General features: G+C 62.3%; 10 protein-coding genes. 4 read left to right on the top strand and 6 right to left on the bottom strand.

The features are described 5' to 3' along the window. Positions 1-12 precede the first annotated feature (12 nt). The 4 genes from GGQ67_RS25585 to GGQ67_RS03375 all read left to right on the top strand — a co-directional run bounded on the left by GGQ67_RS25585 (position 13) and on the right by GGQ67_RS03375 (position 7,033). Complete coding sequence (locus GGQ67_RS25585; protein ID WP_210279504.1) at positions 13-1,131, top strand: helix-turn-helix domain-containing protein; 1,119 nt, start codon at positions 13-15, stop codon at positions 1,129-1,131. A gap of 281 nt (positions 1,132-1,412) precedes the next feature. After that, on the top strand, positions 1,413-2,465 hold the full coding sequence (locus GGQ67_RS03385) for a helix-turn-helix domain-containing protein (RefSeq protein ID WP_183898743.1): 1,053 nt from the start codon (positions 1,413-1,415) through the stop codon (positions 2,463-2,465). Between the two features lie 351 nt (positions 2,466-2,816). Continuing rightward, complete coding sequence (locus GGQ67_RS03380; protein WP_246400082.1) at positions 2,817-3,890, top strand: efflux RND transporter periplasmic adaptor subunit; 1,074 nt, start codon at positions 2,817-2,819, stop codon at positions 3,888-3,890. Further along, positions 3,887-7,033, top strand: a complete 3,147-nt coding sequence (locus GGQ67_RS03375; RefSeq protein ID WP_183898741.1) for an efflux RND transporter permease subunit — start codon at positions 3,887-3,889, stop codon at positions 7,031-7,033. Before GGQ67_RS03380 ends, GGQ67_RS03375 begins: the two co-directional genes overlap by 4 nt. Positions 7,034-7,050: 17 nt before the next feature. Here the strand turns inward: GGQ67_RS03375 and GGQ67_RS03370 are convergent, their stop codons facing one another. From GGQ67_RS03370 to GGQ67_RS03345, 6 genes are all read right to left on the bottom strand, one after another. Further along, complete coding sequence (locus GGQ67_RS03370; protein ID WP_183898740.1) at positions 7,051-8,064, bottom strand: urea transporter; 1,014 nt, start codon at positions 8,062-8,064, stop codon at positions 7,051-7,053. A 102-nt stretch (positions 8,065-8,166) separates the two neighbouring features. Next, positions 8,167-9,870 (bottom strand): urease subunit alpha, encoded by a 1,704-nt coding sequence (ureC, locus tag GGQ67_RS03365; RefSeq protein ID WP_183898739.1) that lies wholly within the window; start codon positions 9,868-9,870, stop codon positions 8,167-8,169. Between the two features lie 9 nt (positions 9,871-9,879). Then, a complete protein-coding gene (locus GGQ67_RS03360; RefSeq protein WP_183898738.1) occupies positions 9,880-10,185 on the bottom strand; it encodes an urease subunit beta in 306 nt (101 codons plus the stop codon). Between the two features lie 10 nt (positions 10,186-10,195). After that, the gene (ureA, locus tag GGQ67_RS03355; RefSeq protein ID WP_183898737.1) at positions 10,196-10,498 is read right to left on the bottom strand and encodes an urease subunit gamma; all 303 of its coding nucleotides are present in this window, start codon (positions 10,496-10,498) and stop codon (positions 10,196-10,198) included. A 23-nt stretch (positions 10,499-10,521) separates the two neighbouring features. Next, on the bottom strand, positions 10,522-11,280 hold the full coding sequence (locus GGQ67_RS03350; RefSeq protein WP_246400081.1) for an urease accessory protein UreD: 759 nt from the start codon (positions 11,278-11,280) through the stop codon (positions 10,522-10,524). A 135-nt stretch (positions 11,281-11,415) separates the two neighbouring features. Further along, positions 11,416-11,937, bottom strand: coding sequence for a YqhA family protein (locus GGQ67_RS03345; RefSeq protein ID WP_246400110.1), 522 nt, complete (start codon positions 11,935-11,937; stop codon positions 11,416-11,418). Between the last annotated feature and the right edge of the window lie 40 nt (positions 11,938-11,977).

Below are 11,977 nucleotides of genomic sequence, written 5' to 3'. Positions count from 1 at the left end.
TTGCACCGGCGCGTGCGTCGATACTGGTCACTTCATGTTTGCTTAGTCTTGTGTTCAAGGGGCGATATCATGAATGCACGGGTGGAGTTGGGTTCGACATCAGCCGCGGCTTTCGCGGACGAACCACTGAGATGCGCAATCGAATGTGATACCGCCTGCGCTCGCGCGCCAGAGCGCTTCGAATGCTTCCGGAACTGGCACTCTTCCGTCATCGATGTCGGTTTGAAGGGCGGCGAGACGATTACGTTCGAAGCGACCGAGAACATCTGGCAGCTCGGCGATATCGTGCTTGCCGTCATCAATGCGTCTCCCGATCATCTGCTGCGCTGGGAGCATAAGAAAAAGCCGGCCGTCGACAATTGGGTCGTATCGGTCAAGGACACTTGCGCATCCTGCACCACCGATAGCGCCTCCCGCCGGAGGCTTCACTTGACCAACCTCACGGCGCCGCACGTCTGCGAGAGCGAGGGGCGGCTGATCGCCCTTTTTCTCCCCTACCACACGATCGATGCGCCCCTCCAACCCGAGATCTCGGAGGATGCCGCGGAGTTCCTCGCCGATTACCTGACCCTTTTGCATCACAATCTCTCCCATTTGCGCCGAAGCAACGTCACCAGGGTCGCCGAAGCCACCATCCATATGCTCGCAGCCCTGCTCCTGCCGTCCCACGAGAAGCTGGCGCAAGCACAAGCACCGATCGATGCCGTGATAACGACCCGCACCATTCGCGCCATCGATGCCAAGCTTGCGGACCCCGCCTTGACGCCGGACTATCTTTGCAAAAGTGTCGGCGTTTCGCGTTCGCGTCTCTATAGAATTTTCGAACCTGCTGGCGGAATCTCCAATTACATCCGCCGGAAACGACTGCTCGAGACCAGACGTGCGCTTGCCGACAGTTCCAATATTCACTCGATCGCGCAGATCGCGGAGAACATGGGATTTACGGACCCATCGACTTACAGCCGCATGTTCAAGCGCGAGTTCGGGTTGTCGCCGAAGGAAGTGCGCGCGCTGGGCTGGCAGGGAATGCTGCAATCAGGCTCGCCTGACATGAATCCCGGGGACAGCGGCAACCGTACATTGAACACCCTCCTGGTCAGCAATTCGCTGGGCATGTCGATCGACAGTTGAGAATGCCGGCACGTTTTCGCTTCCACGCCCGACGCGAAGAAACGGACACTACGCACAGCATTGGGATGGAATGCGTATATTCAAATCAGAGCATATGAATAGAGTTGCGTAATATCGACAAGCAATTACGACGCCTAAGATCCCGCCTCTGCTTAATTTTCTAAGTTCGACGAAGGCACATCGGTCATCTGCCACACGGAGCTTGTGAACGCCGGTGATATCCTTTCCTCAAGCCAACCAACTTCCTGTCAGTGACAAGTGCTCAACGGTAGGATGCATTCATGCAGCACGACAGCAACATTGCCGCCAGGAACGATGGCCAGGTTCCTCTCAAATGCGTCGTCAACATCGATACATCGGTCGCACCGCCTGCTGAACAGTTCGATCTCTATCGATCCTGGAATTCAAGTCTCGGAGATGTCACGCTGCTGCGTGGCAAGTTCAGTTCCTTCATGGCGCGTCAACAGGTCTGGCAGCTAGGGAGCCTTGCGCTGATGTCGCTGGATTATCGCGGCACCGGCTATCGCCGGCGCTGGAACAGCAAGAAGGATCCCGTTTTCGATCACTGGATCCTCAGTATCCCGCTCACCGTCCCTGAGAATGGGGGGCCTAGTCTTCCCGGCAAGCTGCACTGGCATTGCCTTGCCGCGCCCTATGAGGCGGAAGGAGAGGATGACGGCGCGCTCGCACTTCTCCTCCCCCGTGACTTCGCGTTCTCGCAGCCCCTCGACCTTTCTATTCGTCCCGAGATGGCGGCGCTGATCGTGGATTACATCCAGCTTCTTCATCGCTCGCTTCCCAACCGGACGGAGCGGGATGCCGAACATATCGCCGTCGCGACGACCACATTGCTGGCAGCCTGCCTTGCGCCATCACGCGATCACCTTGTCGAAGCGGATGGACCGATCAACGGCGTGATCATGGCACGCGCGAAGACGCTCATTGCCGCGCAGCTCGCCAAGCGCGACCTGTCACCGGAGAAGCTGTGTCGCGACCTGAACATCTCGCGATCCCGCCTCTATCGGATTTTCGAACCCAGCGGCGGCATTTCGAATTACATCCGCCGCCAACGCCTGCTGCGCACCAGGGACATCCTTTGCGATGACAAGGACCGACGCTCCATCTCGCTGATCGCCGAGGAATGGGGTTTCATGGACCCATCGACATACAGCCGCACATTCCGGCGCGAATTCGGGATGACGCCGAATGAAGCCCGCGAGGCGGGGCGGCTGCAGGCAAATCGGCCGCCGAGACTCTCCGCGGCGCATTTCGCCGAAGGCGGCCCGCCTTGGACGTCCCTTTTGGAGAGCGGTGACATCGCGAGCCGCTCGTGACCGCTCCTTCGAACATCTTCCCGATCCCCGGCCAGAAAGCTCGGCGCGCCATCGGCGTCCGCGACAGTGTGGCCGCGCGTCCGTGGCTGTGCAGTTTATCCCATCGTCGTGCACGGTATCCATTTCTGCGCGGATGGGCGCAAAACCCCTGTCGGCAGGGCATTTTCCGCTTTCCGGGCCGCACGTTGCAGAAATATGCTTTCCGCGCTGCCGTTGGAGCCGAAGGTCTGACTCCGGTTCTATTCACAGCTTCGGCCATGGCCATTGACGCTTTCAGGAGTGTGACGAATGGGAATTCCTGGCAGATTTTCTGGTGCCTTTCTTGCCTCGATCATCGCAGTTTCGCATTCAATGACGGCTTCGGCGCAGGCCGACGACACACCGAAAGTGGCAACGATCACCGTTGCGCTCGAGGATGTTTCGCCAAAGCATGAATTCGTCGGGCGGGTGGAGGCACTGAACGCCGTGGATATCCGATCCCGGATCGACGGCTTCGTCGATCGGAGGCTGTTCGAGGAAGGCGCCGTGGTCGACGAGGGCCAGGAACTCTTCAAGATCGACAGCCGCGCGCTTGAGATCGCACTTGCCGATGCCAATGCCAATCTCGCCCGCGCCAAGGCGACGCTGCTCGATGCCGAGCGGCAGATGACGCGCAACCAGTCCCTCAACCAGACCGTTGCCCGGGCAACCATCGAACAGAGCGAAACCGCGCGAGACACCGCCGCCGCGAACCTGCAGTCTGCGGAAGCGGCCGTAAAGCAGGCCGATCTCAATCTGAGCTACAGCCGCATCATGTCTCCCCTGAAGGGGAGGATCGGGACCGCTGCCTTCTCCCCGGGCAGTTTCGTCACCACCGCCTCACCGGCGCTTGCGCGCGTCGTGCAGATGGATCCCGTCAGGGTGGTCTTTTCGGTCAGCGACCGCGCGCTGCTTGATCTGCGCGAAGCCGCCGGCAATGTCAGCAAGGACGAGCTGGCCCAGCGCTACCAGACGCGTCTGAGGCTGTCCAACGGACAGATCTATCCGCAAACGGCGCCCATTTCCTTCCTGGGAAACGAGGTCGATCAGGAAACCGGAACCCTTGCGGTCCGCTCGGTCTTTCCAAATGGCGATTTCCTGCTGATCCCGGGCCAGTTCGTTACCGTCGTCGTCTCCGAAACCGCGCGAAAGGAACGCCCGACGGTTCCGCTCGGGGCGGTCCAGCAGGACCGTGAGGGTAAATATGTCATGCTGGTCACGCCGGAAAGGAAGGCCGCGGAGCGCAGGATCACAGTATCCGAGCAGAGGGAGGGAAGCTTGATCGTCGACGACGGGCTGACGGGCGGTGAAACCGTCATCGTCGAGGGGCTTCAGAACGTCACCGAGGGAGCGATCGTCGAGATCGTCCCGGATCAGAACGCGTCCCAGCCGGCGGTGTCGAAATGAACATTTCCGCTCCCTTCATCGGCCGCCCACGCTTCGCGATGGTGATCGCCGTCGTCATGCTCATCGCCGGCGCGGTCGCGCTCATGCAAATCCCGGTGGCGCAGTTTCCGCAGATCACGCCGCCGGAAGTCCAGGTCACCGCCAGCTACCCCGGCGCCAATGCGCAGGTGATGACCGACAGCGTCGGCGCACCGATCGAGGAACAGGTGAACGGGGTCGAGGGCATGATGTACATGTCGTCGTCGAGCTCCGACAACGGCACCTATAGCCTCACCGTCACCTTCGAAGCCGGAACCGACCCGGCGATCGCCCAGGTCAATGTCCAGAACCGGCTGGCGCTCGCGACCCCCCGCCTGCCGGCGGCCGTCACGCAGGCAGGTGTCACGGTGCGCAGCCGCTCGTCCAGCATGCTGCTCGGCCTGGCGCTCTACTCGCCGAAAGGCACGCGCGACGAAGTCTTCATCAGCAACTACGCGACGATCAACATTCGCGACGCCATCTCCCGTCTTCCCGGCGTCGGCGAGGCCGCCGTGTTCGGGCCGACCTACAGCATGCGCATCTGGATGATGCCGGATCGCATGGAGGCACTGGGCGTCACGGCCGCCGATCTCATGTCGCTCATTCGCGCCCAGAACGCCCAGGCGTCAGCCGGGCAGATCGGCTCGCCTCCGGCGATGACAGGACAGCAGCTGCAGCTAACCGTAACGGCGCGCGGACGGCTCGCCGACGCCGCCGAATTCGGCAACATCATTGTTCGCAGCAATCGCGACGGCGGAGTTGTCCGGCTGCGCGACGTCGCCCGCGTGGAACTCGGCGCCCAATCCTACGACACCGCCTCGACGCTGAACGGCAATCCAAGCGCGACCGTCGTCGTCTACCAGGCATCCGATGCCAACGCGCTTGCGGTGTCGAACGCCGTGCTCGGTGAGGTCGAGCGGCTCTCGAAGCAGTTCCCCGATGATGTCGCCTATACGCTCGTCTTCGACACGACGTCCTTCGTACGCGAAACGATCCGCGAAATCTTCGTGACGCTCGCCATCACCTTCGTGCTCGTCGTGGCCGTCGTCTTCGCGTTCCTGCAGGACTGGCGGGCGACCGTCATCCCGACGCTCACCATCCCGGTATCCCTCATCGGCGGCTTCGCCGTTCTCTACGTTCTCGGCTATTCGGCAAATACGATCACGCTCTTTGCCGTCATTTTGGCGATCAGCCTCGTGGTTGATGACGCCATCATCGTCGTGGAGAACGCCCAGCGACTGATGAGCGAAAAAGCGATGGATATACGAGCTGCCACGCTTGCCACCATGCAGCAGGTCACCGGACCGATCGTCGCAACCACGCTTGTTCTCGCCGCACTCTTCGTCCCGGTGGCATTCCTTGCCGGCATTACCGGCGAACTCTACCGCCAGTTTGCCGTCACCATCCTCGTGACCGTGGTTTTTTCGACCATCAACGCGCTCACCCTCAGCCCGGCGCTCTGCGTCCTCATCCTGAGACCCGCGCCTGAACGCAAGACGGGCCTTTTCGGCCGGATGAACAACGGCCTGGAGGCCTCGCGCCGCTTCTATCTCGGGCTGTTTACGATGTTTGCCCGGCGCCTCGTACTGGCCGGTGTGCTCTTCGTTGCGGTCATCGGCGGAATCTACGGCTTCTACCGCGTTCTCCCCACCGGCTTCGTGCCGGCCGAGGACCAGGGCTACCTGTTCATGAACGTGCAGCTTCCCAATGCCGCCTCGCTGGAGCGAACGCAGCGGACGATCGCCGAGGTCAGCGCGCTTCTGCAGCAGACACCCGGGATCGCCAACACGATCGGCATCGCCGGCGTCAGCATGGTCGGCGGCGGAGGGTCGAACAGCGGCATGATCATTTCCGCGCTGGAGCCATGGAGCGAGCGCCCCTCCGATCAGAGCGCCTTCGCGCTCATCGCCAAGCTACGCCCCCAGCTGGCGGCCATCTCGACGGCATCGATCGTGCCGTTCAACCCGCCAGCGATCCCCGGCCTCGGCACGACAGGCGGCTTCGATTTCCGCCTTCAGGCGCGCGCCGGCCAGAGCCAGCAGGCGCTGGCCGAGGTCATGCGCGATCTGATCATTCAGGCAAACCGAACGCCCGGCCTCGCCGGCGTATTCAGCACCTTCTCCGCCGACGTGCCTCAGGTCTATCTCGACATCGACCGAAAGCGGGCCGACCTCTACGGCGTTTCGCCGGCTGCGATCTTCAGCACATTGCAGGCGCATCTCGGATCGGCCTATGTCGACGACTTCAACATCTTCTCGAGAGTGTATCAGGTGCGGCTGCAGGACGAGCCGAGCTATCGCCAGCGCATCGACGACATCCAGCGCTTGCGCGTGCGCAGCCAGTCCGGTGAGCTCGTTCCGCTGCAGAGCATGATCTCTATTCAGACGATCTATGGGCCGAGCTCGGTCAACCGCTACAACCTGTTTTCATCGGCCGCGATTAACGGCCAAGCCGCGGCCGGCACCAGCTCGGGCCAAGCGCTTACGATCATGGGCAACCTCGCCAATGAGACCATGCCTGACGGGTTCGGCTTCGAATGGACCGGGCTCGCTCTTCAGGAACAGCAATCCGGCAACGAGACCGTGATCATTCTCATCGCGGGCATCGTCTTCACCTATCTCTTCCTCGTCGCGCAATACGAAAGCTGGAGCGTTCCTGTTGCCGTCATGCTGTCGGTCGCGGTCGCGGTCGTCGGTGCCTTGGGCGCGCTCGTCGTCGGAGGGATCGATCTCAACATCTACGCCCAGATCGGCATGCTGCTGCTGATCGGCCTTGCGGCCAAGAATGCGATCCTGATCGTCGAATTCGCCAAGGAGCGTCGCGAGGAGGGGATGAGCACCCTGGACGCGGCCTCCGAAGCCACGTCCCAGCGCTTCAGGCCCGTGCTGATGACCGCGCTCGCCTCGATACTGGGTGTCGTGCCGCTGGTGGTTGCAACCGGCGCTGGAGCCGGCAGCCGCCAGGCGATCGGCGCCACTGTTCTTGGCGGCCTGCTTCTCGGCACGGTGCTTGGGCTTGTCGCGATCCCGGTTCTCTACTTGGTTGTTCAGAGCCTTCGTGAAGCGCTCAAGCAGCGGCTGTTCGGTGTCAAGCCCGATCCGGTCAGCAGCGTCGCTGCGGAATAGGTGTTGCCGGCGAGTATCTACCCGGCTCGGCTTTCCTCGGGAGCGGTTGGCTCATCCGTCGGGGCCGGTGCAAGCGATTTGAACGCCCCCTGCCCCAAGAGCATGAGCCAGGTGACAAGGACGAATGTGGAGGTCAGGACCGGCATCCCGATCGGCTTGAGGAAAATGGCGACGGATGCCCAGAGCCAGCTGGAAATGACCGCGCCGAAGACCGCGTAGAGCAGGCTGCGCCAGGTCAGCGCCAGGAAGACGCCACCCAGCGCCATGGCTGTCAGCGCGGAGTTGTAACCGAAGAGTCCGTCGCGAACCGCGCCCTCCGGACCACCGTAGACGGCCGCCACCACCGTGCCAACGACCGCGCCGAGCAGGGCCATAGCAGCGGTGACACGGGAATTCAGCGCGATCGCGATCACGATGAGGTAGCCGGAGATCCAGTTATCCTGAAAGAATATCTGCCCGATCGAGGTCCCGATCCCCTCGTACCAGGTCGCAAGCACATATGGGACCGTCTCGGAAAACTGATCGGGCGACACGGGCTTCGCCATCGGTCCCGCATCGATCGCGTCGAATTTCAGCACCGCGAACAGAAACAGCCATCCCACAAGAACGAAAGGCATCGTGAGGGGCGCGGTCTTGTAGGGCGCCAGAACCGCCCCCATGCTTGCGAAAGCCATGGTCGTGAAGGCGGCAGCGCAAACGAGATAGACGACCATGGCCACGGACGGTATGGCGCCCGTGCGAAAATCCTCGCTCGTGAAGGCGACGAGCGCCAGCCCCACCAGCGCGCCATTGAAACCGTATAATCCATCGCGCATGACCGCCCTGTCGGCCTTCAGAACAAGCGCGGTCACCGTACTCGAGATGACGCCGAGCACGCAGATCGCGGCGTAGATCCAGGAATTCCACGCAAGTGCCGCGAGGATCACCAGCCCGGACAGGGGATTATTCTGAAAGACGACCTGGCCCACGCCGCGCAGCGACCAGTCCACGAAGAACAGCGACGGATGATCACGGAAACGATCCAAATTCATTGATCTCTGCTCCTTCGGCCAGCCCGGAAGCGACGGCATGCCTCGTTCGCGCGGCGTGGTGGTCCGGCTCGGGCGCGATGTCGCACCCTGCCTGTTTTGTCCCTAGAAGAGGAAGTATCGCTGTGACATCGGCAATACATCCGCCGGCTCGCAGGTGATCAGCTGGCCATCGACGCGCACATTGTAGTTTTGCGGATCGACTTCCAGCTTCGGCGTCAGATTGTTATGCACCATGTCCTTCTTGCGCACGGTTCGCGTGCCCTTTACGGCCGCGAGCTGCTTGGACAGTCTGAGCTTCTCGCCGATCCCGTCATCCAGTGCCGCCTGCGACACGAAGGTGACGCCCGTCGAGCCGAGCGCCCTTCCGAGCACGCCGTACATCGGACGGTAGTGCACCGGCTGCGGCGTCGAGATCGAGGCGTTGGGATCGCCCATCGGCGCGATAGCGATCATGCCGCCGATCAGCACCAGTTGCGGCTTGATCCCGAAGAATGCCGGCTTCCAGAGCACGAGATCGGCGCGCTTGCCGACCTGGATCGAGCCGATCTGGTCGGCGAACCCATGCGTCAGGGCTGGGTTGATCGTGTACTTGGCGACATAGCGCTTCACGCGGAAATTGTCGTTGCGCCCGCTATCTTCAGGCAGCGGACCGCGCTGCACCTTCATCTTGTGCGCCGTCTGCCAGCACCGCAGCGTCGTCTCGCCGATGCGGCCCATCGCCTGCGAATCCGACGACATCATCGAAAACACGCCGAGATCGTGGAGAATGTCTTCCGCCGCGATCGTCTCGCGCCGGATGCGTGACTCCGCGAATGCGACGTCTTCCGGAATCTGCGGGCTGAGATGGTGGCAGACCATCAGCATGTCGAGATGCTCGTCGACGGTGTTGATCGTATAGGGCCTTGTCGGGTTGGTGGACGATGGCAGCACATTCTCCTCGCCCGCCGCCGTGATGATATCGGGCGCATGCCCGCCGCCGGCGCCTTCGGTGTGGAAGCTGTGGATCGTGCGTCCCTTCATGGCCGCGAAGGTGTCGCGCACGAAACCGCTCTCGTTGAGCGTATCGCTGTGAAGCGCGACCTGCACGTCCATCTCGTCGGCAACGGTCAGGCAATTGTCGATCGCCGCCGGCGTCGTGCCCCAATCCTCGTGCAGCTTGAGGCCGACAACACCGGCGCGGACCTGCTCGCGCAGCGGATCGGGCAGGCTGATATTGCCTTTTCCGAGCAGCCCGACATTGATCGGCAATGCTTCCGCCGCCTCGAGCATGCGGTGTATCGCCCACGGGCCGGCCGTTACCGTGGTCGCGAGCGTGCCCACCGTCGGGCCGGCGCCGCCGCCGACGAGCGTCGTCGTGCCGCTCGCCAGCGCCTCTTCCGCCTGTTGCGGGGCGATGAAGTGAATATGGGTATCGATTCCGCCCGCGGTGAGAATCTTGCCTTCCCCCGCAATGACGTCGGTCGCGCCACCGACGACGATCGTCACACCGGGCTGGATATCCGGATTGCCCGACTTGCCGATCCCCGAGATCCGTCCGTTCTTGATGCCGACATCGGCTTTGATGATGCCCCAATGGTCGATGATGATGACATTGGTGATGACGACGTCGGCGACCTCGGCATGGGGGCGCTGACCCTGCCCCATGCCGTCGCGGATCACCTTGCCGCCGCCGAAGGTCACCTCTTCGCCGTAAACCGTGCGGTCTTCCTCGATCTCGATGACGAGTTCGGTATCGGCCAGCCGAAGCCTGTCGCCCTTGGTCGGGCCGTAGAGATCGGCATAGGTCTGCCTTGTGATCGTTCCCATCATAGCCTCCTACAGCTTGCCCATGACCTTGGCGTTGAACCCGTAAACCTCACGCTTGCCGTCGAGCGCCACAAGCTCCACCGTTCGCTCCTGGCCCGGCTCGAAACGGACCGCCGTACCGGCCGGAATGTTGAGCCGGAACCCGCGCGTGGGCTCGCGGTCGAAAAGAAGCGCCTCGTTCGTCTCGTAGAAATGATAGTGGGAGCCGACCTGGATCGGCCGGTCACCGGAGTTGGCGACATCGATCTTCTGTGTCTGCCTGCCCGCATTGAGGTCGATCGAGCCATTCTCGATGAAGTATTCGCCGGGTATCATGATGGCCTCCTCATGGGATCGGGTTGTGGACGGTGACGAGCTTCGTACCGTCGGGGAAGGTTGCCTCCACCTGGATGTCGGGGATCATCTCGGGCACGCCCTCCATGACCTCCTCGCGGGTGAGCAGCGTCGCGCCGTAGGACATCAGGTCCGCCACCGTTCGCCCCTCGCGGGCGCCTTCCAGCAGGGCCGCCGAGATATAGGCGATGACCTCGGGATAATTCAGCTTCAGACCCTTCGCCTTGCGCCGCTCGGCGACCAGTCCGGCCGTAAAGATCAGGAGCTTGTCTCTTTCACGCGGTAGCAGTTCCATGAGCTTGCCTCCTTGTTTGCTGTTCACGTTGCCCAGATGCGCGGAGCGACGGCCTTCTTCATCAGGCCGCGTTCGCGAAGAATGCTCCACGCTTGCAGAAAAAGTGCCTTGCCCTCGGACATCCGGCTTCCGAGATATCGGCAGACGATCACGCGCTTGAGCTGGCTGGCCGAGAAGACGCCCCGCGCCTGCGCGCCGAGCTCGTCGCGGATATGCTCGACGGTGTTTTCCAGCGCCGGTCCCGCATAGACCATGGTTCCGACGATGGGCTTTCCGGCAAAGAAGACCGGAGCGTCGAGGACGTCCGGCGCTCGCGAAAACGCCATTCGCTCGAACCAGATCAGCTCGTCGTTGCGAAAAATCTCGACGCGTTGGGCAAGCCGTCCGCTCGCGAAGCCCTCGCCCGCGGCCGGGCGACCGAGGCTGACGAAATCCCAACCCACATAGGCCGCGTCCTCACCGAGCATGACGCGCGTGCTGATCGAGGCATCCGCGCCTTCGAACAGGATCGTCTCCTGCGGAAGATTTTCGCAGACCGCGCCGGCGCCGACATCGATCCGTATGCGCTGCGTACTCGTGCCGTGCTCGCTGCGGTAGAATTTCGTCGCGCCCGGCGTGGTCAGGACACAGCGCGCCTCGGGCGCAAGACGGCAGGTGATATCGAGGACATCGCCGCCGGCCACCCCTCCGGGCGGATGCAGGATATAGACATGGGCGGAGCCGTCATCCTCGGGATGAAAGGCGCGCTGCACCGCAAGCGGACCGACATGCCGCCTGCGCATCAGGCGCGTCTTCCCGTGGGAGTTCGCGAACCACAAATCAAGCTCGGCATGCCAACCATCGGCCATCGGCGAAAAGCCCTTCCAATTCCGGCCTCCCGGCCCTTCCTGCCACTCCGCAAACTCGCTCAAGCGCATTCACCCCGGCTTGTCTGGTCTCTTCCTCTCGCGCCCCTCGCTTCTGTCGTGCCGCGTCTCTTCCGACAGATGGTGCGAGCTGGCGGTCAGCTTCATGGCACCCGCCAGGAGCAGCGCCGAGACCGGAAGCACGAGCGACTCCCATTGCGGCGGTGTCTGCATCTCACCCACCTGGGCCGCGAAGTGCACGACCAGATAGAGAATGATCATCTGGAAGAAGAGGTTCTTCAGTTCCGCGACCGTATCGATGATCATCCACTGCGGCAGCTTAGATCGCTGTTCCGGCGGGATATCGAGGGCAAAGCCGAGAGCGATGCCGCAACCAACAACCATCAGCACGATGCCCAGGAGGATCTTGTCGGTGGCGCGCAGCACCGAAACGATGACCGACATATCCGCATTGAGCCGCGTCATCCTGAAGGTTTCCACGAGCATCAAAATGGCCTCCCAGAACATCAGGAAAGCACCGAAAAGCACACCCGCGGCAGCAAGTATGAGAATGGACCGGAGACCGCGGAACAACGAAATCAAGACAGTATTCCTTCTCGGATTGCTTGGACTG

This window comes from Rhizobium metallidurans (assembly GCF_014196505.1).
Lineage (GTDB): Bacteria > Pseudomonadota > Alphaproteobacteria > Rhizobiales > Rhizobiaceae > Rhizobium > Rhizobium metallidurans.
This window is presented reverse-complemented; position numbering and strand designations above follow the sequence as displayed.